This window comes from Stenotrophomonas maltophilia, assembly GCF_023518235.1.
Classification (GTDB): Bacteria; Pseudomonadota; Gammaproteobacteria; order Xanthomonadales; family Xanthomonadaceae; genus Stenotrophomonas.
Map to the genome: position 1 here is coordinate 3,123,271 of NZ_CP090423.1, position 19,428 is coordinate 3,142,698.

Annotated in this window: 17 protein-coding genes and 1 riboswitch; of the genes, 9 read left to right on the forward strand and 8 right to left on the reverse strand. The window is 66.3% G+C overall.

All coding sequences use genetic code 11. The features are described 5' to 3' along the window. Positions 1 to 294 precede the first annotated feature (294 nt). Together LZ605_RS14710 and LZ605_RS14715 are read left to right on the forward strand one after the other, a co-directional pair. Positions 295 to 771: a hypothetical protein gene (locus LZ605_RS14710; protein ID WP_249842262.1), complete on the forward strand. Its 477-nt coding sequence runs from the start codon at positions 295 to 297 to the stop codon at positions 769 to 771. 69 nt (positions 772 to 840) lie between these two features. Beyond that, positions 841 to 1,320 (forward strand): tRNA (cytidine(34)-2'-O)-methyltransferase, encoded by a 480-nt coding sequence (locus LZ605_RS14715; protein WP_005407625.1) that lies wholly within the window; start codon positions 841 to 843, stop codon positions 1,318 to 1,320. A 99-nt stretch (positions 1,321 to 1,419) separates the two neighbouring features. On the opposite strand, the gene LZ605_RS14720 is transcribed toward LZ605_RS14715, so the two are convergent. Beyond that, positions 1,420 to 2,583: an acyl-CoA dehydrogenase family protein gene (locus tag LZ605_RS14720; RefSeq protein ID WP_249842263.1), complete on the reverse strand. Its 1,164-nt coding sequence runs from the start codon at positions 2,581 to 2,583 to the stop codon at positions 1,420 to 1,422. Positions 2,584 to 2,898: 315 nt separating this feature from the next. Here LZ605_RS14720 and LZ605_RS14725 point away from each other — a divergent pair, with 315 nt between their 5' ends. Both LZ605_RS14725 and LZ605_RS14730 read left to right on the forward strand, forming a co-directional pair. After that, the gene (locus LZ605_RS14725; RefSeq protein WP_249842264.1) at positions 2,899 to 4,575 is read left to right on the forward strand and encodes an electron transfer flavoprotein-ubiquinone oxidoreductase; all 1,677 of its coding nucleotides are present in this window, start codon (positions 2,899 to 2,901) and stop codon (positions 4,573 to 4,575) included. A gap of 65 nt (positions 4,576 to 4,640) precedes the next feature. Then, positions 4,641 to 5,042 carry a c-type cytochrome gene (locus LZ605_RS14730; RefSeq protein WP_249842265.1) on the forward strand — a complete coding sequence of 134 codons (402 nt, stop codon included), beginning with the start codon at positions 4,641 to 4,643 and terminating at the stop codon, positions 5,040 to 5,042. On the opposite strand, the gene LZ605_RS14735 is transcribed toward LZ605_RS14730, so the two are convergent. After that, positions 5,036 to 8,650 carry an ATP-binding protein gene (locus LZ605_RS14735; RefSeq protein WP_249842266.1) on the reverse strand — a complete coding sequence of 1,205 codons (3,615 nt, stop codon included), beginning with the start codon at positions 8,648 to 8,650 and terminating at the stop codon, positions 5,036 to 5,038. The genes LZ605_RS14730 and LZ605_RS14735 overlap by 7 nt on opposite strands. Before the next feature lie 75 nt (positions 8,651 to 8,725). Here LZ605_RS14735 and LZ605_RS14740 point away from each other — a divergent pair, with 75 nt between their 5' ends. From LZ605_RS14740 to pnuC, 5 genes are all read left to right on the forward strand, one after another. Then, entirely contained in the window at positions 8,726 to 9,364 is a 639-nt protein-coding gene (locus LZ605_RS14740) for a response regulator transcription factor (protein ID WP_249842267.1), read from the forward strand. A 188-nt stretch (positions 9,365 to 9,552) separates the two neighbouring features. Further along, positions 9,553 to 9,945, forward strand: a complete 393-nt coding sequence (locus LZ605_RS14745; protein WP_249842268.1) for a glycine zipper 2TM domain-containing protein — start codon at positions 9,553 to 9,555, stop codon at positions 9,943 to 9,945. Between the two features lie 127 nt (positions 9,946 to 10,072). After that, the gene (locus LZ605_RS14750; RefSeq protein WP_249842269.1) at positions 10,073 to 11,197 is read left to right on the forward strand and encodes a phosphotransferase enzyme family protein; all 1,125 of its coding nucleotides are present in this window, start codon (positions 10,073 to 10,075) and stop codon (positions 11,195 to 11,197) included. A gap of 112 nt (positions 11,198 to 11,309) precedes the next feature. After that, positions 11,310 to 11,405, forward strand: a riboswitch (TPP riboswitch). Between the two features lie 70 nt (positions 11,406 to 11,475). Beyond that, the gene (locus LZ605_RS14755; protein WP_249842270.1) at positions 11,476 to 13,665 is read left to right on the forward strand and encodes a TonB-dependent receptor; all 2,190 of its coding nucleotides are present in this window, start codon (positions 11,476 to 11,478) and stop codon (positions 13,663 to 13,665) included. Positions 13,666 to 13,673: 8 nt separating this feature from the next. Further along, the gene (gene pnuC / locus LZ605_RS14760) at positions 13,674 to 14,243 is read left to right on the forward strand and encodes a nicotinamide riboside transporter PnuC (protein WP_249842271.1); all 570 of its coding nucleotides are present in this window, start codon (positions 13,674 to 13,676) and stop codon (positions 14,241 to 14,243) included. Between the two features lie 106 nt (positions 14,244 to 14,349). Here the strand turns inward: pnuC and LZ605_RS14765 are convergent, their stop codons facing one another. The 6 genes from LZ605_RS14765 to LZ605_RS14790 form a co-directional block, all read right to left on the reverse strand. Continuing rightward, positions 14,350 to 14,763 (reverse strand): TonB C-terminal domain-containing protein, encoded by a 414-nt coding sequence (locus tag LZ605_RS14765; protein ID WP_249842272.1) that lies wholly within the window; start codon positions 14,761 to 14,763, stop codon positions 14,350 to 14,352. Between the two features lie 119 nt (positions 14,764 to 14,882). Further along, positions 14,883 to 15,227 carry a hypothetical protein gene (locus LZ605_RS14770; RefSeq protein ID WP_249842273.1) on the reverse strand — a complete coding sequence of 115 codons (345 nt, stop codon included), beginning with the start codon at positions 15,225 to 15,227 and terminating at the stop codon, positions 14,883 to 14,885. A gap of 30 nt (positions 15,228 to 15,257) precedes the next feature. Further along, entirely contained in the window at positions 15,258 to 16,232 is a 975-nt protein-coding gene (locus LZ605_RS14775; protein ID WP_249842274.1) for a Dyp-type peroxidase, read from the reverse strand. A 114-nt stretch (positions 16,233 to 16,346) separates the two neighbouring features. Continuing rightward, the gene (locus tag LZ605_RS14780; protein WP_249842275.1) at positions 16,347 to 16,670 is read right to left on the reverse strand and encodes a hypothetical protein; all 324 of its coding nucleotides are present in this window, start codon (positions 16,668 to 16,670) and stop codon (positions 16,347 to 16,349) included. A gap of 158 nt (positions 16,671 to 16,828) precedes the next feature. Then, the gene (locus LZ605_RS14785; protein ID WP_057496450.1) at positions 16,829 to 17,404 is read right to left on the reverse strand and encodes an Ax21 family protein; all 576 of its coding nucleotides are present in this window, start codon (positions 17,402 to 17,404) and stop codon (positions 16,829 to 16,831) included. A 632-nt stretch (positions 17,405 to 18,036) separates the two neighbouring features. Beyond that, positions 18,037 to 19,413, reverse strand: a complete 1,377-nt coding sequence (locus tag LZ605_RS14790) for a hypothetical protein (protein WP_249842276.1) — start codon at positions 19,411 to 19,413, stop codon at positions 18,037 to 18,039. Between the last annotated feature and the right edge of the window lie 15 nt (positions 19,414 to 19,428).

The following is a 19,428-nucleotide window of genomic DNA, read 5'->3' on the forward strand; positions in this document are numbered from 1 at the left end:
GGCAGCGGCGGTCACATGCACCCCCGGGCGGCGTCCGGACAGTGTCCGCCGCCCGTCGAATGGACAGGTGTCCGCCCAGCGGACACTTTCCAGGCCGACAAAACTCCTTGTAAATCAACGATTAAAAGTTGGCACGGGGATTGCTTGGTAACTCCTGCGCCACGAAGGGCTTCAGACGAAAGCTGACTGAAGACTGAACAAACGCAGGAAATCGAAAATTTTCCTTGCAAGCCCAGAATCGGTGTACTACCTTACTACCACACCACTGCTCACCAACACTAAACAGGCCCCGTCATGAACGCCAAGACCATTGCCATCGCCATCGCCCTGATCGCCGGCACCGCGGTTGTTTCGTCGGTGCAGGCCTCCGAATCCATCAAGACCCTGGACACCGTGCAGGTCCGCCCGGCCGCCGACCAGCTGGCCCAGCAGGCTTGGGAACGCGCCAGCGGCATCCCGACCCTGGCCACCGTGGAAGTGCGTCCGAGCGCCGACCAGCTGGCCGAGCGCAACGGCTACGTCGCCGCCCCGGTTGCCGCCGCGATGCCGATCACGACGCTGGCCTCGGTGGAAGTGCGCCCCAGCCTGGAACAGCGCGTCGCCCTGGCCGCCGAACTGGAAGCCCAGCGCTATGCCGCCACTCTGGCTGCCGCCGCCACCAACGTCGCCCACTCGGTGATCGTCAACCTGCCGGCCCTGCAGGTGCGCCCGAGCGCCGCCGACCTGCAGGCCCTGGCCACCGAAACCGCCCAGGTCCTGCTGCGCCCGTAAGCGGTGCCGCCCTGCCTCGCGCAGGGCGTGCGCCGTATGGGCTGCGGCCGCCGCAGGTACACTGCGCCGATGAATGCCGCGCCCCAGTTCCACGTGATCCTGTTCCAACCGGAAATCCCGCCCAACACGGGCAATGTGATCCGGCTCTGCGCCAACACCGGCGCGCAGCTGCACCTGGTCGAGCCGCTCGGCTTCGCACTGGAAGACAAGCAGCTCAAGCGCGCCGGGCTGGACTACCACGAGTATTCGCGCCTGCAGGTGCACCCCGACCTGGATACCGCGCTGGCGCGGATCGCACCGAAGCGGCTGTTCGCCCTGAGTACGCGTGCCAGCGTCCGCTATGACAGCGTGGCGTTCGAAGACGGCGACGCGTTCCTGTTCGGCCCGGAAAGCCGTGGCCTGCCGCAGGATGTGCTCGATGCCCTGCCCGATGGCCGTCGCCTGCGCCTGCCGATGCGGCCGGACAACCGCAGCCTCAATCTGTCCAACACCGTGGCCGTGGTGATGTACGAGGCGTGGCGCCAGCACGGGTTTGCCGGCGGGGCGTGAAAGAAAGCAGCCGAGCATGGGCTCGGCTCTACACGTACGCTCCTGTAGAGCCGAGCCCGCGCTCGGCTCCCCCGTATCTCGTCCGGAAACCGGATAGCGTCAGAAAGCGCTGATCCCGGTCAGCTCGCGACCGATCACCAGCTGATGCACGGTTTCGGTGCCTTCATAGGTGATCACCGATTCCAGGTTCAGCGCGTGGCGGATCGCCACGTGCTCGGTGGTGATGCCGGCCCCACCCAGCAGATCGCGACACTCGCGGGCGATGTCGATGGCCATGCGGCAGTTGTTCCACTTGGCCAGGCTGACCTGCTGCGGCTGCATCTGGCCGGCTTCCTTCAACCGCCCCAGCTGCAACGCCAGCAGCTGCGCGGTGGTGATGCGGCGGGCCATCTCGGCCAGTTTGATCTGCGCGCTCTGGGTGGCCGCCAGCGGGCGGCCGAACAGCACGCGTTCCTTGGCATAGCCCAGCGCTTCATCCAGGCAGGCAATGGCCGCGCCGATCGGGCCCCAGCTGATGCCGTAACGGGCCTGGGTCAGGCAGCCCAGCGGCCCCTTCAGGCCCTTCACATTCGGCAGCCGGTGGCTGTCGGGCACGCGTACATCGTCGAAGAACAGCGCACCGGTCAACGAGGCGCGCAGGCTCATCTTGTGCTTGATCTCCTGGGTGGTGAATCCGGCCATGCCCTTTTCCAGTACGAAGCCCTGGATGCCGTCCTCGGTCTGCGCCCAGACGATGGCCAGATCGGCCACCGGGCCACTGGTGATCCACATCTTGCTGCCGCTGATGCGCCAATCACTGCCATCGCGCACCGCGCGGGTCTTCATGCTGGCCGGGTCCGAGCCTCCGTGCGCCTCGGTCAGGCCGAAACAGCCGATCAGCTCGCCGCGTGCCATCGCCGGCAGCCACTGCTGGCGCTGTTCCTCGCTGCCGTAAGCGTAGATCGGGTACATGCACAGCGAGCTCTGCACCGAGACGAAACTGCGCAGGCCGGAGTCGCCGCGCTCCAGCTCCTGGCAGATCAGGCCGTAGCTGACCGCACCCAGGTCGCCGCCACCGTACTGCGCCGGCAGGGTTGCGCCGAGCAGGCCCAGCGCAGCGATCTCCGGCACCAGTTCAGCGGGGAAACGGGCCTGGTCGAAGGCATCGCCGATGATCGGCAGCACGCGTTCGTTGGTGAAGCGGGCCACGCTCTCCTGCACCGCGCGCTCTTCCTCGTTGAGCAGGGAACGGACATCGAACAGATCGTACGGATGCAAAGCCATGGCACTCACACGCAGTCAGGACCCGACCATTGTCGGTCATCCGCACGCATCGCGTCTGGTAGGTGTGGACCTTGGTCCAAACGGATGCGGGTCCGCGCGGTGAAACAATGTGCCAACCCAGGTTGGCACCTACCCGGCCACGAGCAGTACGCTGCACTGCAGCAATCAGGACGTGAACATCGGCGATCTAGCTGGATCCGGCGCGTCCCGGTACCCTGACACATTCAAACAACCGTTTCGCCCGTGGCCGCACGCGCGATTCCCAGGCACCGCCGGTGGCCCCGATGCCGGCCCTACCCACGAGTCATGCAATCGATGAGCGCTGAAGCCAACGCCCTGCCCCCGCGTGAAGTAATGGAATTCGACGTGGTGATCGTCGGCGCCGGTCCTGCCGGCCTGGCCACCGCGATCCGCCTGCGCCAGCGCGCGATCGAGGCCGGCCGCGAACTGTCGGTGTGCGTGCTGGAAAAGGGTTCCGAGCCGGGCGCGCACGTGCTGTCCGGTGCGGTGATGGACCCGCGCGCGCTGACCGAACTGTTCCCGGACTGGGCCGAGCGTGGCGCACCGCTGAAGCAGAAGGTCACCCGCGACGAATTCCTGTTCCTCAGCGAGACCGGTTCGCGCAGCACGCCCAACGCGCTGCTGCCGGAGTGCTTCCACAACGAAGGCAACTACATCATCAGCCTGGGTGAAGTGACGCGCTGGCTGGCGCAGCAGGCCGAGGCGCTGGAAGTGGCGATCTTCCCGGGCTTTGCCGCCGCCGAAGTGCTGTATGGCGACAACGGTGAAGTGATCGGCGTGGCCACCGGCGACATGGGCATCGAGAAGGACGGCAGCATCGGCCCGGCCTTCGAGCGCGGCATGGCGCTGCAGGCCAAGTACACGATCTTCGCCGAAGGCGCGCGCGGCCACCTCGGCCGCCAGCTGATCGCCCGCTACAAGCTGGACGAAGGCAAGGACCCGCAGGCCTACGGCATCGGCATCAAGGAACTGTGGCAGATCGACCCGGCCAAGCATGAGCCGGGCCTGGTGGTGCACGCCGCTGGCTGGCCGCTGGACAGCGACACCTACGGCGGCGCGTTCCTGTACCACGCCGACGGCGGCAAGGTTGCCATCGGCTACGTGGTCGGCCTGGACTACAGGAACCCGTGGCTGAGCCCGTTCGAGGAATTCCAGCGCTTCAAGACCCATCCGGACATCCGCAAGCACCTGGAAGGCGGTACCCGCATCGGCTACGGCGCGCGCGCGATCACCGCTGGCGGCCTGCTGTCGCTGCCGAAGACGGTGTTCCCCGGTGGCGCTCTGGTCGGCTGCGAGGCCGGCTACCTCAACGCCAGCCGCATCAAGGGCAGCCATGCGGCGATCAAGACCGGGATGCTGTGCGCCGACGCCGCGTTTGATGCGCTCGCCGCCGACCGCCAGCACGATGAGCTGGGCGCCTACCCTAAGGCCTTCGAAGCCAGCTGGCTGTTCACCGAACTGCAGCAGGCCAAGAACTTCAAGCAGTGGTTCAAGAAGGGCCAGACCGTGGCTACGCTGATGACCGGCGTGGAGCAGTGGCTGCTGCCCAAGCTGGGTGTGCGCAACCCGCCGTGGACCCTGCACCGCACCCAGCCGGACCATGCCTGCCTGGAGCCGGCGGCCCAGCACACTCGCATCGCCTACCCGAAGCCGGACGGTGTGCTGACCTTCGACCGTCTCAGCTCGGTGTTCCTCAGCAGCACCAACCACGACGAGAACCAGCCCAGCCACCTGACCCTGAAGGATCCGAGCATTCCGGTGAAGGTGAACCTGGCCGAGTACGCCGGCCCGGAAGCCCGCTACTGCCCGGCCGGTGTATACGAGTTCGTCGGCGAAGCCGACAACGCGCGCCTGCAGATCAACGCGCAGAACTGCGTGCACTGCAAGACCTGCGACATCAAGGACCCGACCCAGAACATCGTCTGGGTGACCCCGCAGGGCGGCGGCGGCCCGAACTACTCGGGCATGTGACCGTCATGGGCTGCGACCGCGTGTCGCAGCCCAGCCGTTCGGGCAGACCGCTATGCTGCCCGCCCATGCGCGAGCTCCCTGCCCTGATCGTGATGGCCCTGGCCCTGGCCGGGACCGCCTGCCAGCGTCCACCGGCCGTGCCGGCCACGCCGCAGCAGGCGCGCCAGCAGGCCATGCAGCGCGCGTTCGAACTGTGTGCCGGCTGCCATACCGTCCAGCCCGGCGGCATCCATCGCTTCGGCCCCAACCTGCACGGGGTGATCGGCCGTCGCGCCGGCAGCCTGCCCGACTACGGCTATTCGGACGGCATGCGCCGCGCTGACCTCACCTGGACCGCGCAGACCCTGGATGCCTTCCTGCAATCGCCCACCCATGTGGTACCCGGCACCCGCATGTACAACGCCTTTCCCAGCGCCGAACGCCGCGCGCTGGTGATTGCCTATCTGCAGCAGCTGCCCGCTCAGTGAGCCAGGCGTTGCAGCTGTTGCCGCAGCCGTGCCACGAAGGCCTCGACCGCCGCGAACAGCTCCGTCGGATCGGATCCACCGGCGGCGTGCAGGCGTTCGACCAGCACGCCGGCTTCGCTGGCCAGCGCCGCCGCACCCACCGCGCCCAGGCCACCGGCCTGGCGATGCAGGTGCAACGCCGCCGTTGCGGGGTCGCCGCTCTGCACCGCATGCAGCACGGCGCCCAGATCACTTTCGCTGGCCTGCAGCAGGCTGTCGCGCAACTGCTCGGCCACCGCGCGTGAGCCGAACTGCCGCTCCAGCGCCGCCAGGTCGGGCATCACCGCGCTGTCGTCGGCACACTCCTGCAGCGGCGCAGCGAACGCGTGTGGCTGGGCCCGTCGCTGTCCCTGGGCCTGTGGCAACCAGCGCAGCAACGCCGCGCGCAGCGCTGCCAGCGTCAACGGCTTGGCCAGCACCGCGTCCATGCCCGCCTCACGGCAGCGCCGCGCATCGTCGTCGAGCACGCTGGCGGTCAAGGCCAGCACCGTCAGCCGTGGCTGGCCATTGCGGCCCTCACGTTCGCGCAGCAGCCGGGTGAAGCCGAATCCGTCGAGGACCGGCATCCGGCAATCGGTGATCACCAGATCGAACGACTCGGTCAGCAACCGGTCCAGGGCCTGCTGGCCGTCACCCTCCAGCACGTAGGGTACGCCCAGCTGCTGCAGGCGCCAGGCCATCATTGCCTGGTTGGTAGGGTGGTCCTCGATCACCAGTACCCGTGCCTGGCGCAGCGCGGCCGGCAGCAGCGCGGCCTGGTCCTGCTCGGCCACCAGCGCGGCGGCATCCTCGCTGCCGGCTTCCACCAGCGATACCCGCACTTCAGCGCGCGTGCCTTCACCCAGGGCGCTTTGCAGGGTCAGTTCGCCCTCCATCATCTGCACCAGGCGCTGGCAGATACTCAGGCCCAGGCCGGTACCCCCATGGTCGCGCTGGATATAGACACCGACCTGGGTGAACGGCTCGAACAGGTGCTGCAGCTGCTCCGGTGCAATGCCCATGCCGGTATCGGTCACGCTCAGGCACAGCGGTTGCACGCCTTCGTCCGAGGTCGGCCCCAGCACATCCAGCTGCAGGCGTACTTCGCCCTGCGTGGTGAACTTGATGGCGTTGCTGAGCAGGTTGAACACGATCTGGCGCAACCGCACACCGTCCACTTCGTGCGCCGCCGCCAGCTGCGGATCGATCTGCACCTGCAGCGCCAGGCCACGTGCACTGGCCTGCGCGGAAAGCAACCGGCACACGCTCTCCAGCAGCGGCCGCAGCGGTTGCGGCACCGGCTCCAGGCGCAGCGCTCCGGCTTCCAGCCGTGAGTAGTCGAGAATGTCGTCGAGGATCTGCCGCAGCATCTGCGCAGAATCATCGATCACCCCCAGGATGCGCTGCTGTTCGGCATCCAATGGCGAATGCGCCAGCACCTCCAGCATGCCCAGCACGCCACTCATGGGCGTGCGGATCTCGTGGCTCATGGTGGCCAGGAAGCGCGATTTGGTCTCGGCGGCCTGCTCGGCCTCGGCCTTGGCCGCCGCCAGCGCATCGGCCTGCAGGCGTGCCTCGCTCACGTCCACCCAGTATCCGCTCCAGGTCACCGCGCCTTCCTCGGTGGCATAGGGATGGGCGTGGCTGCGCACCCAGCGCGGTGGATCGTCGTCGCCGCACAGGCGGAACTCGAGCGTCAGCGGCGCGAACTGGCGCGCGGCCTGCTCGATCGCACGCACGATGTCGTCGCGGTCGTCCTCCTCGATACAGGCCAGCAGCGCCCGCGCGTCCTGCTCGGCTTGCTGCCGGGAGATGCCGAACAGCGCCTGCAGATCGCCTGCGATGAACGGGAACGACAGAATGCCATCGGCACTTCGGCGCGCCTGGTAGACGACCGCCGGCAGGTTGTCGGTGACCTCGGCCAGGCGTTGTTCCAGCTGGCGCCGCCCGGCCACCTCGCGGCGCAGGCGCCAGTAGCCGATCCCATGCACCAGCAACGCGGTCAGCAGCACCAGCAGCACGGGTATGCCCCAGCTCAACAGTTGGCTCCAGTCGACGCCGCTGCGGTATTCCACGGCCAGCCAGGTGCTGCGCAGTGCCTCCCGGCTGCCGGGGGTCATCTGCAGCAGCAGGCGGTCGAAGGTGGTGGCCAGCGCCGCATGGCGGCGTTCGACCGCCAGCACCAGCTGGTCATTGAACCCGGCGGGCGCGGCCACCTGTAGCCGCCCCGGGAAGCGATCACGCAGCAGGTGGTCCACCAGCGCCAGGTTGCCGATATAGGCGTCGGCCTCGCCATCGAGCAGGCGCTGCAGGGCCTGTTCGGCACTGCGCGCGGCGATGATCCGGGCCTGCGGCGCCTGCTGCAGCACATAGCCGCGCACGCGCTCCGGGTCAGACAGCAGCACCCGCTTGCCCTGCAGATCGGCCAGGCCCAGCACGACCCCGCCATCGCTGCGGGTCACGATCACGTTCGGCACGCTGATGAAGGGTTGGCTGAACACCCACTCCGGCCCCAGGTAGCGCGAGTCCGAAGGGATGCCCATCACCGCCTGCAGCTCGCCACGACGAGCCTTTTCACGCACTTCGTACCAGTCGTGGCTGCTTTGGGTCTTCAGGTTGGCCCCGGCCTGCATCAACCGCCGCAGGTACTCGCCCGCCAGGCCACTGGGCTGGCCATCCTCGCCGGTGAACGACAGCGGCGCCGCGTTCGGCGCGAAGCCGATCTTCAGCGGTTGCTGCAGCACTCGCTTCTCGGCCTGGCTCAATGCCAGCTGGGCCGACGCCGACCACTTCGGCGGCATCAACCAGCGCTGTTCCAGTGCATCGCGCTGGGCCTGGCTGGTCGCGGCCAGGGCCAGATCCAGTGCTTCGGCCAGGGGTTGCTTGCTGTTGGGCACCCCGAAATGCAGCCGCTCGGGGGGCAGATCGCTGGGTCGCAGCAGCACCACGCCCTGCAGGCGCTGGCTGGCGATCAACTCGGTAGCGACAAAAGCATTGCCGATATAGACATCGGCTTTGTCGTCTCTGACCATCTGCAAGGCCGTCAGCGTGTTGATTGCGACAAGCTGGCGGGCACGAGGGAAGCGTGCCCGCACCTGCGGGGCGGTCAGGAAATCCTGCTCGATCACCACCCGCAGCCCGTCCAGGTCCGGCGCCTCGGAGGCACGCAGGTCACGGGGGCGGCCGACCACCGCCAGCGGCGCTTCGCCGTAGGCGGCGGTATAGACCATGCAACGGGTGCGGTCGGCGCTGAGACCGACATTCATCACCACGTCGATCTCGCCACGGCAGGCCGCATCCAGCACGGAAGGCCAGTCCGGATAGCGTCGGCCTTCAACCTTCACGCCAAGCTGACCGGCGAGCAGCGCCAGGTACTCCGGCCCCAGGCCGACCTGCTGGCCCTCGCGCAGGGATTCGAAGGGCGGCCAACCGCTGTCATACTGCCCCACGACGAGGGTCGGATGCGCCGCCAGGTACTGGCGCTGCACCGGGCTCAGTGGCAGCAGACCAGACGCCCCCTGTGCCAACGCACCGGGCACCACCAGCATGGCCAGCAGCAGGAGCAGCCCACGAACAGCCCACCTACCCATCTGCGTCGATCTCCCAGAATCCTGCCAGGAACCGCGAAGGTCGCGGTCCGGCGTGCCCGACGGCCATACTAGAGCATGAGCTTGCGCATCATCATCGCAGACGACCACCCGGTGGTCCGTATCGGTACCCGCGCCGTCATCGAGTCGAGCGGGGTCGGCCGCGTGGTCGGCGAGGCTGACAGCGCGCATGCGCTGATGGCCATGCTGGGCAGCCAACCCTGCGACCTGCTGGTCACCGACTACTCCATGCCGGGCAGCCCGCAGGCCGATGGCTTTGCCATGATCGGAATGATCCGTCGCCGTCATCCGGATCTGCCGGTGCTCATGCTCAGCGTCTCCAACAATCTGGCGATCCTGCGCATGGTGCTCGACAGCGGCGTACTCGGCCTGGTCGACAAGAGCTCGTCGATGGACGAACTGCCGCAGGCCATCCAGGCCGTCTACCGTGGGCAGACCTACATCAGCCGCAGCCTGCGCGAGCGGGTTGAGACCGCCGGCAGCTGGCGCATGCGCGAAGGCGATGGCAAGCCGCTGTCACCACGCGAGGTGGAAGTGCTGCGGCTGCTGGGCACCGGCATGACCGTCAAGGAAATCTCGTTGCAGCTGCACAAAAGCGTGAGCACCATCAGCCGTCAGAAGGGCGATGCCATGCTGAAGCTGGGGCTGAAGGGGGATGCCGAGTTGTTCGACTACCTGCGCGACGGAAAAATCTGAACACCGGCCATCGGGCGCAGGAACTTTCAGGCCGCCTTCATGGCGCCTGACGCTAGATGAATGCGCACGCCGCTCGGTCGGCCAGGCAATGTTCCGGCAATGTGGGAACGTCAGCGTGGTCTCCACGGCAGCCGGGGCGCCCCGCCCTCCCTGCCCCGCGTGGCATGCACCTCACAGGAGAACCGAACATGCTCAGTACTTCCGCACTCAGCTTCCGTGGTCTGGCGATGGCCCTGGCATTGATTGCCGGCGTGGCCGTGGTCAGCGATGCCAGCGCGATGTCGAGGAAGGACAAGCGCACCCTGGTCGGTGCCGTGGTCGGTGGCGTGGCCGGCAACCTGCTGTCCAATGGCGACCCGGCCGCAACCGTCGGCGGTGCCGTGGCCGGCGGCGCGATCGGCAACCTGACCACTTCCGACCGCCACGACCGGCGTTATTACGACAACCGCTACGACCGCCGCTACGACCGTGGCTATTACCGTAGCGGCTACTACGACCGGGGTGACGACCGTCGCTGGCAGCGCGAGCGCTACTACGACAACCGCTACTATCACGACCGTGGCCGTCACCGCGGCTGGTAAGCACGCCCTGCGCTACGGCGGCTGATCGCCTGACGACGGGCGGGTCCATGACCCGCCCGTTTGCGTTGCCGGCGGGCATCGCGTTGAATGCGCAGCCTTGGATGTGACTTCCCCCATGGGCTGCGGCATGACTTCTTCTTCCCACCGCGTGCAGGGCCTCAACAACGACGAGGTTGCCGCCGACTGGCCACCGATCAACGCCGCTGACATCGCATGGCTGAGCGCCCGTTACCCGCAGCTGGGCGAACGCAGCGTGCCGCGCTGGCACAGCCCACGCCCACTGTCGGCCGCCGCCATCGTTGACGGACCGCATGGCCCGGTGTTCATCAAGCGCCACCACCACAGCGTGCGCAGCGCGTCCTGCCTGGAAGAAGAGCACCGCTTCATCGCCCATCTCGCCGCCGGTGGCGTGCCGGTGGTGCAGGTGCTGGCCTCGGCCGATGGCCAGACGGCCGTCGAGCACGGTCAATGGACGTATGAACTGCACGCCGTGGGTGTCGGCGAGGACCTGTACCGCGATGCGGTGTCGTGGTCGCTGCTGACCGACGTCGCACAGGCCCGCGAAGCCGGTCGCGCGCTCGCGCAGCTGCACCGGGCTGCGGCCAGCTACTACGCACCCCAGCGCAGCACCCATCTGCTGGTCGCACGTGACGATCTGATCCGCGCCGACGATCCAATCTCAGCGATCAAGGCCGACCTGCCTGCACGCCCGGGGCTGGCCCGCTATCTCGCGCGCATCCCGTGGGAAGCGCAGCTGCGCCGCGATGTACTGCCCTGGCATGCGGGCCTGGCCGAACGCCTGCGCGACGAACCCGCGTTGTGGGCGCACAACGACTGGCATGTCTCCAACCTGCTGTGGCGCGACGGCCAGGTCAGCACCGTGCTGGATTTCGGCCTGGCCTCACCCACCAGCGCACTGTTCGATCTTGCCACCGCCATCGAGCGCAACGCTGTGGCATGGCTGGAGCTGGAACGCGGCAGGGACGCGGTGCGCATTGATATCGCGCTGGCGTTGCTCGAGGGCTATCGGCAGGTGCTGCCGCTGTCGGCCACGCGCGTGCAGCTGCTGGCTGACCTGCTGCCGATGGTCCATTTCGACTTCGCACTGTCCGAAGTGGAGTATTTCGAAGGCGTCACCGGCTCCACCGCGAACGCCGACGTGGCCTGGCAGCCCTTCATGCTGGGGCATCCGGCGTGGTTCCACAGCGCGCCCGGGCAGGCACTGCTGCAGGCGCTGCACGCCGCCGCGTGACCCGGTTGACGGACCGCCGGGGACCCATCATGGGGGTCAGAGCCCTTTCCTGCGGAAAGGGATCCGACCCCGGGCGGCGCTCGCAAATCCGTACCATTTGTAGTGAAATGGTCATCTGAAGCGGGGGTGCCTGGATCTGCCAGGCTGAGAGAGTCCCTTGGAACCTGATCCGGTTTGCACCGGCGTAGGGAGCTTTGAGCCGCAGCCACACCCCCGTTCCGGGCCGGTGCACCTGCGCGCCGTCGCTTCGTCTCCCTTGTTGTCCGAAGACGAATCGAATGAACCGCTGCCTGCGCCCCACCCTGCTCGCCCTCGCCCTCTGTGCCGCGCTGCCGCTGCATGCCAGCCAGGCCGATGCCTCCCCCGATGCGGCTGCCACCGGCGCCGAACGCTCGCCGACCGAACTGGCGGCGGTGCGCGTGCAGGCCGGCAAGCCGAAGACCGATACCTCGCGCGTCAACGCCTTCGGGGGCGGCAGCTGGAAAGACACGCCGGCCTCGGTGAACGTGCTCGAACGCGATTACCTCGACCGTCGCCAGGTGCGCACGCTGTCCGAGCTGGCCAGCAACGATGCCTCACTGGGCGATGCGTATGCGCCGGTGGGCTACTACCAGAACATCGCCATCCGCGGCTTCGCGCTGGACGCAGCCACCGGCTACCGCTTCAACAGCCTGTCCATCGCCGGCGAGCAGCGCCTGGCACTGGAGAACGTGCAGTCGGTGGAGATCCTCAAAGGCGAAGCCGGGCTTGCTGCCGGTGTGATGGCGCCGGGCGGCATCATCAACTACATCGGCAAGCGTCCGGCCGAAGTGCGCACCGCCACGCTCGGCACCGATTCGGAAGGCTCGCGCTACGTCGCCGTCGATGTCGGTCATTGGATCACCCCGCGCTTCGGCCTGCGCCTGAACGCTGCGTGGGATTCCAGCAACGCCTATGTCGAGCACGCCGATGGCCGCCGCAACTTCTACTCGCTGGCCGCCGACTGGCTGATCGGCGAACGCGGCAAGCTGGAAGTGGACGCCAACTACCAGACCAGTTCGCAGCGCTCGGTCTCGGGCTACCAGCTGCTGGGCGCACGCGAACTGCCGCGTGGCGTCGACCGCGAGCACCTGCTGGGCTACCAGCCGTGGCAGCGCCCGGTGGATATCGCCAGCACCAACATCACCGCCCTGCACACCTACGATTTCAATGACGCCTGGCAGTCGCGCGTCTCGGTTGGCCACAGCCGCTCGGTGATCGATGACAACGTCGCCTTCGCCTACGGCTGCTACTACGCCGTGCAGTGTGCCGACGGCAGCGTGCCGGGCAACTACTTCGCGCCCAACGGCGACTACGACGTCTACGACTACCGCAGCCCGGACGACACCCGCCGCAACCAGCAGGCGCGTGCCGAGCTGCGCGGCCGCTTCGAGACCGGCAGCGTCGGTCACCAGCTGACCGTCGGTGCCGACTACTTCCGCCGCACCGTGGACAAGCGCCCGAGCGTCAACGAGTACGTCGGCACCAGCAACATCCACGACGCACAGGTGCCGGTGTTCGAGCCGTCGCCGAAGATGCCGGGTCCGTCCGCACGGCGCCTGGACAGCCGCCAGACCGCGTTCTTCGCGCTGGACCGGATGAGCTTCGGCGATGACTGGCAGTGGCTGGCCGGTGGCCGCTTCGTGCGCCTGGACGAGCGTGCCTACGACAAGCGCGGCGTCCCGCAGCGGCACAGTCGCCTGTCGCGCTTCCTGCCGCAGACCGCAGTGGTGTGGAAGGCCACCGACCAGCTCAACGCCTATGCCAGCTACGTGCGCGGCATTTCGCTGGGCCAGGAAGCGCCGTTCTGGACCAGCAATGCCGACACCTTCCTGCCGTCGGTGCAGTCGCGGCAGCTGGAAGTGGGCGTGAAGTACGTGCCGGTCGAAGCACTGACGCTGGGCGCGGCGGTGTTCCGCATTTCGCAGCCGTACCAGTACGCCCAGCCCGACAACAGCGACGTGGGCTACACCTTCGTCGAAGAAGGCACCCAGACCCACACCGGCCTGGAGCTGACCGCCAACGGCCAGCTGACGGATGCATTGCAGATCGTCGCCAGTGCCAGCGTGCTGCAGGCGCGCGCGCGCGACACCGGCACGCCGGCCTATGAAGGCCATCAGCTGGTGAATGTGCCGAAGGTGCGTGCCAGCGTGCATGTGGCCTACGCGCTGCCGTTCGCGCAGGGCCTGGATGTCACCGGCGGCTGGCGCTACGCCGGTGCCAACGTGGCCCGCGCCGATGGCGGCGTGCGTGCACCGGACTACTCGGTGTTCGATGCCGGACTGCGCTTCCAGCATCGCCTGCACGAACGTGCGGTGACCTGGAACCTGTCGGTGGACAACGTGTTCAACCGCTTCTACTGGCGCGATACCGGCAGCAGCGGCGGTGACTACTACCTGTTCCCCGGCGCACCGAGGCAGGCGCGCCTGTCGGTGACCTTCGCGCTGTGAGCGGCGCCGTGCTCGAGTGGACCGCCGCGCTGTGCAGCGTGCTGGGCGTCTGGCTGATGGCCCGGCGTCAGCTTGCCGCGTGGCCGGTGGGCCTGCTGTCGGTGGCGCTGTACGGACTGGTGTTCGCCGAGGCCAAGCTCTACTCGGACACCTTGCTGCAGGTGATCTTCGGCGGCTTCCTGGTCTATGGCTGGATCAACTGGCGCCAGCATGCGGCCGACGAAGGCAGCATCCGCATCGTGCCACTGGCGCGCGGCAAACTGCTGCGCGACCTGGCCATCGGCGTGGGTGGCGGCCTGGCGCTGGGGGCGGTCATGCACAGCTTCACCGACGCCGCGCTGCCGTGGCTGGATGCCCTGCTGACCGGGCTGAGCCTGGTCGGGCAGTGGTGGCAGGCGCGCCGGCACGCCGCCTGCTGGTGGGTGTGGATCGCGGTGGACGTGGTGTATGTGGGTGCCTATCTGTTCAAGTCACTGCACGTGACCGCCGCGCTGTACGTGTTCTTCCTTGGCCTGGCCGTGTTCGGCCTGCGCGCGTGGCAGGCGGCGGCACGCGCACCGCAGGCAGCAACCCGGTAGATCCACGCCATGCGTGGATGGGGTTTACCGGTAGTTGCCAACCTTGGTTGGCGTGCGTGCCGACCAAGGTCGGCATCTACCCAGCACATCCACGCGTGGCGTGGATCTACCGGGTAAGCACCAAGCCCAGGCGCAGCGGCTGGCGCATGTCCGCCGGTGGCGCCGGCAACGGGCTGGCCTGCAGCGTCGCGCGCAGATCGGCATCCACCTGGGCATCACCCAGGCTGTCGAATGCCAGCTTCGAAATGCGCCCATCGGCGGTGATCCACAGGCTTACCGGCAGCGGTGCCGGCATGTCCGGGTGCGCCTGCAGCCACGCCAGCACACGCTGCGCCTGCGAGTCCTGTTCCTGCTGCAGGCGCTGCTGCAGCTGCCCACCTACGGCAGCGGCATAGGCCATCCAGTGCGCAGGTGCCTCCTGCGCGGACACGCTGCCGCTGCCCAGTGCCAGCGCACCGAACAAAGCAGCCAGCGGCCGCCACCAGCGGCGTGCGCCGTTCCTGTGTCCTGCTGCAGCCATCGCCGGCCTCCTCCACTCGCATCCAGCGCGTCATGGTCGGCGCGGTAGATGACAGGCAGATGGCGGGCCGTGATGATGGGGCGCGTCGAGCTTACCCGACGGAGGAGGGTTGCCTTTGATCAGTCCAGGCAGGTCTTCAGATCATCGCGCGTCCAGCCGGTGAGACCTGCGCCCTTCCAGTAGCGTGCAGACGTACCGGCCGGGGCAGAGGCAAGCTCGACAATGGCAATCACCCCATGGTTTACAGGGTTGTCGATGACAATGCGCTGCCCGGATTCGGTGGGCAGGACGCGCACAACCTTGTTGCGCTGGGTCCACGTCTGGGACAGGCACACGGTGACCTGCTGCACCGATTTCGAAGAATCAAATGACTCGGGTGCTTGTTCAAGCAGACCAGGTGCTGTCGAGCAGCCAGCAATACCCATGAACAACGCCGCCAGGAAAGGGCCTCTCAATACAGACATACGTCCTCCAGATGCATACGCGTGCGTGGATCACTCGCCCAGGTCGGCCAGCACCTTGCGCGCCGGCGCGAAGAAGGTTCCGCCGGTCACGGCAGTGGAGAAGTCGAGGATGCGGTCGTGCAGCGGTGCTGGATTGCCGATGAACATCCGCTCCAGCATCGTCTCGATCACCCACAGGCGGCGCGTGTAACCGATGAAGTAGGTGCCGTACTCACCGCGGCCCGGGTTGGCGAACGGCATGTTGTCACGCAGGATCTCGTGCTCGCCGTCGGCGTCTTCGATGGTGCACAGCGTCTTGTGCGACTTCTGCGCGTCGGCTGGCGCGTCGTCCAGTTCGATGTTGTCGTGCTTGGTGCGGCCGATGATCGCTTCCTGTGCCTCGGTCTTCTGCGCGCGCCAGGCATCGAGGTTGTGCAGGTACTTCTGCACCACCACGTAGCTGCCGCCGGCGTGGTCCGGATCCTCGTCGCCGACGATCGTCGCCTCCGGCAGCGACAGCCCTTCCGGATTGGCGGTGCCATCGACGAAGTCGAGCAGGTCGCGGCCATCGAAGTAGCGGAAACCGGCCACGTCATCCACCGCCTCCACCGCATCGCCGAAGGCCATCAGCAGGTTGCGCTCGAACGCCACGATCAGGTCCATGGTGCGCGCCCGGATGTGGTACAGCAGGTCGCCCGGGGTGGACACCGCGGTGTGGATGGCGCCCTTGATCTCGCGGAACGGGTGCAGTTCGCGCGGCGGCGTGGTGCCCACCAGCGGCTGCCACACGCGATGACCAATGGCCACGTTGCAGGTGAAGGTGCGCTCGATCTCGCGGATGGCGGTGTTCTTGATCAGGTCATCGGTGCTGGCCAGCACCTCGCGCGCCTTCGCGATCGAGGCCTCGTCATCCTTCACCTTCAGCACCAGGAACGCGGCCGAGTGGGTCAGCGGCGCAGTGATCTGCTGCGGCTCGTTGTCGAGCGTGTGGTTGAGGGCGGTGATCGGTGCGGGCTGGGAGTTCACGGCTGTTCCTGCTGGCTTGAGGCGGGCGCATCGCGTGGCGATGTGCGGGCGATCATAGCCGAACCACCTGCGCGCGGCCGGAGCGGTTCTCGTTCCGCTGCCAGCAGCGCCGCACTACGCCCGGGTCAACTGGAACTGCTGCGGGCCCGTCCAGGCGATGCGCAGGTACGCGCCTTCCAGCAGGCCGCGTTCGCGCAGCCAGGCGAACACCTCGGCCGGGCACCACTCGCGTCCCGCCGAGAAGGCCACACCCAGATCACGCAACGCGACGAACATGCGGGCCTTGGCAGCATCGTCGGCGACACAGGCATGCAGGATTGGCGGCACGCCCTGAAGACCAAGCGCACCCAGCGCCGGCTGCGCGGTGGTGTCCACAAGCACCACCTGCACGGTGTTGCCATCGGCCTGCTGCACGTAAGCGCAAAGGGAGGTCTGCATGCGGAATCCGCTATCCGGTGGGCTGACAGTATGCCCGCGCATGAGCGATGCCTCAGTGGCCCCGGAAAAAGTGAAGCCCGGCGCGAGGCCGGGCTTCGGTTGGCGTGTGGGAGAGAGAGTCACACGCCAGCACAACACGCACTAACGACAGGCGTTTGTTACCAGGTGAAGCGCGGGCCCACGAACCACTCGCGGTCGCCGGCCTTGGCCAGCTTCACTTCGCCACTCAGGCCCCAGTTCTGGTTGAACTTGGCGGTGGCGCCGACGCGGCCGTAGAACTCGCCGTCCGGGTTGATGCCGTGCTTCTTGCTGAAATCTTCGTAGCCGGCCAGCACATAGCCTTCCACGTACGGATTGAACGCGGTGCGCACGCCCACTTCAGTGGAGTAGCCGTTGAAGTCCAGGCCACGCTTTTCGTCGTACTTCTGGTACGCAACACGGGCCACCAGGTCGGTGTTCGGTGCGATGCCGTAGTTGTAGCCGACACCCAGGCGCCACTGGTCGACGTCATTCTTGAACTTGTCGGTCTCCTGGGCGCTGTAGTCGCCGAAGACGTGGAAGTTCGGATGCACCGCCACCGAACCCTTCACCTTCCAGCCGTCGGCGTCGCCGCCCTTGGCATCGGTGTTCACGTAGCCGCCTTCAACGTAGTTGTACGACAGGCCGTCGGTTGCCGATGCAGCGAACGGCAGAGCAGCCAGAAGACCCAGGGCGAGCAGCGAATTCTTGTTCATCGGGACACACCTTTAATTATTTTGGTTTCGCCGACCGCCTCCCGGGAGGGGGAGAGAGAGGAGGCGGTCGACAGGTGTGAATTATCCGTTAGGGGGTCTAATCGACCCTGAATATTGAACTGACTGGTATATAAATAAGGCTGGCGTTCAGGGAACTCTTCGCGGGCCGCTTGGGGCGAACACCATAGTTGGTGCAGTTTTGGAGGGACTATGGTGACGGGAGACCTGCACAACTATGGTGTACAGACTGGCTCGCCTGACCTGAGCGGTGAGAATCCTAGCTGAGTGACCATTCTGGGATACCCGGCGAGGGGCCTGGTAGCTACTGTGGGCAGCGTCGGTTGGACCACCACGATGCGCACAGGCACTGTTGGATGTCGAGGCAGCGCTAGCGTTGGTCTAGCGCCCGCGAGCAGGCTTCAGAGGAAGCCACGATATTGGGCGCTGTCCGATCCGGCGGCCGGCCCGAGCACGGGCCTTGGGCCTGTTGCCGCGTAAGCTGTGTCCTTCAGCTAGGCCATGTCTGGTCCTGGCCGAAAGCGGGACCCGCGCGGCGCGGACCGAAATTGAGTTCGATGCCAGATAGAGCCTCTGCTGAGCACCTGCGGTCTATACGCATCAGGTAGCTTTTACTATTCGGTCGCGGTCGGCTCCCCTCGAACTGTGAGGATCTGGGTGATCGATGCGAGGGGATGGAAACCGCCGTCCCATTTGGTTGACATCATTCCATCCCGCTGCAGTTGGTGATGAACGGCAGAGGGAAAGTGATCTGGATCGAGCGGATGTCGTGCACGGGGATTGTGGTAAACCTCAAGCCCCTCGGACCAAGTCTCCTCGTAGTCCCCATCTACTTCCATTGCAAACTTGAGTGGTTCGGCAGCATTGGGATCAGGATCTAGGGCCGTACCAATGTGGAACATTCGTACGTGTTCCGAGCCCATGCCGGCGACAGAACCCATCCGATTGAACTTGCTCAGAGTCGCGCTGTTGTTGAAAAGAACGGCGCTGACATTCTCTGCCTCGGGCAGATCAAAGAAACCTGATGGGATGACCTTGTTTAGCCAACGATGCTCGACGACCCTTTGCGGCAAAATCTCCAAGTTGCCATCCTCGTCTCGATGCCACTGGTAGTCGTATCCGTAGAGGTAGATGCTTAGGCCAGTGCGAGCAAACATCATTGAAGCTGGCGCATGAAAGTCTTGAATCACGAAAACAAGCGGCTTGCCGGCTACATGAGGCAGCTCCCAGTAGCGCTTGCGTAGTTTGGACGTTAGCGCGCTGCCAAACTTGATGGGGATGTACTCTTTCAGGTAGGTCGTCTGCTCTTCGCGTGACCGCGGCTGCGGCGCAGGCACGGCGTTACCAAAACCGTCCAGTGTGGGGTTGCAGGTGGTGACCTCAATGGCAATCTCAGCAATTCCATCGTTGGCCATGAAGTCGGGCGCGAAGTTTGTCTGATCGAGTGAGAACCTGTTCTCCACTAGCAGGCCGAATACGTAAAGCTCCAGAAGGCGAGCGTCAAAAGCATTGGACTGAAACTGCTCAACGTAGTTCCCGTCGATGTCTTCGTGCCACCGCATCATAGAACTGATCAACTCGCGGGCCGGACTGTAGCCGCTACTGTTACTCAGCGATTGAAAGCTAGGATGCAATCGCGCCTGCGGAACGCGCAGGGCAAAGAAGTCCATTGCCTCCGAAGGCTCATCCCCTTGCTCACGTTCCTCTTCAAGACCTTCTGAAACGCCAGCTTGCTGTCTACGAAGCTCGTCTAGCGCCAAACCCGGCTCATCAAAGAAGGAGGTTCCGTGCACCCAACGAAAGCGCTCTGCTCGGTCCCGGGCGAACAGCACCCCTTGATAGTCCCCATCTTGGCGGTCGCGCAAGATCAGTCCTAGAAGCCGTCCGTCGTCAGACTCGTACCAGCCGCACTCCTCAATAAGCCACATCGCTGGCCCCAGCCGGCAGTAGCCACCTAGGGCGTCAAAGCGCGCGAGGGTAATCGGAGTCATGGACAATCCGGAGAC

What these genes read in the sequence shown, in the direction of transcription:
- LZ605_RS14710 (WP_249842262.1), top strand. Translation starts at nt 295, where the DNA reads ATGAACGCCAAGACCATTGCCATCGCCATCGCCCTGATCGCCGGCACC.
- LZ605_RS14715 (WP_005407625.1), top strand. Translation starts at nt 841, where the DNA reads ATGAATGCCGCGCCCCAGTTCCACGTGATCCTGTTCCAACCGGAAATC.
- LZ605_RS14720 (WP_249842263.1), bottom strand. Translation starts at nt 2,583, where the DNA reads ATGGCTTTGCATCCGTACGATCTGTTCGATGTCCGTTCCCTGCTCAAC.
- LZ605_RS14725 (WP_249842264.1), top strand. Translation starts at nt 2,899, where the DNA reads ATGAGCGCTGAAGCCAACGCCCTGCCCCCGCGTGAAGTAATGGAATTC.
- LZ605_RS14730 (WP_249842265.1), top strand. Translation starts at nt 4,641, where the DNA reads ATGCGCGAGCTCCCTGCCCTGATCGTGATGGCCCTGGCCCTGGCCGGG.
- LZ605_RS14735 (WP_249842266.1), bottom strand. Translation starts at nt 8,650, where the DNA reads ATGGGTAGGTGGGCTGTTCGTGGGCTGCTCCTGCTGCTGGCCATGCTG.
- LZ605_RS14740 (WP_249842267.1), top strand. Translation starts at nt 8,726, where the DNA reads ATGAGCTTGCGCATCATCATCGCAGACGACCACCCGGTGGTCCGTATC.
- LZ605_RS14745 (WP_249842268.1), top strand. Translation starts at nt 9,553, where the DNA reads ATGCTCAGTACTTCCGCACTCAGCTTCCGTGGTCTGGCGATGGCCCTG.
- LZ605_RS14750 (WP_249842269.1), top strand. Translation starts at nt 10,073, where the DNA reads ATGACTTCTTCTTCCCACCGCGTGCAGGGCCTCAACAACGACGAGGTT.
- LZ605_RS14755 (WP_249842270.1), top strand. Translation starts at nt 11,476, where the DNA reads ATGAACCGCTGCCTGCGCCCCACCCTGCTCGCCCTCGCCCTCTGTGCC.
- LZ605_RS14765 (WP_249842272.1), bottom strand. Translation starts at nt 14,763, where the DNA reads ATGGCTGCAGCAGGACACAGGAACGGCGCACGCCGCTGGTGGCGGCCG.
- LZ605_RS14770 (WP_249842273.1), bottom strand. Translation starts at nt 15,227, where the DNA reads ATGTCTGTATTGAGAGGCCCTTTCCTGGCGGCGTTGTTCATGGGTATT.
- LZ605_RS14780 (WP_249842275.1), bottom strand. Translation starts at nt 16,670, where the DNA reads ATGCAGACCTCCCTTTGCGCTTACGTGCAGCAGGCCGATGGCAACACC.
- LZ605_RS14785 (WP_057496450.1), bottom strand. Translation starts at nt 17,404, where the DNA reads ATGAACAAGAATTCGCTGCTCGCCCTGGGTCTTCTGGCTGCTCTGCCG.
- LZ605_RS14790 (WP_249842276.1), bottom strand. Translation starts at nt 19,413, where the DNA reads ATGACTCCGATTACCCTCGCGCGCTTTGACGCCCTAGGTGGCTACTGC.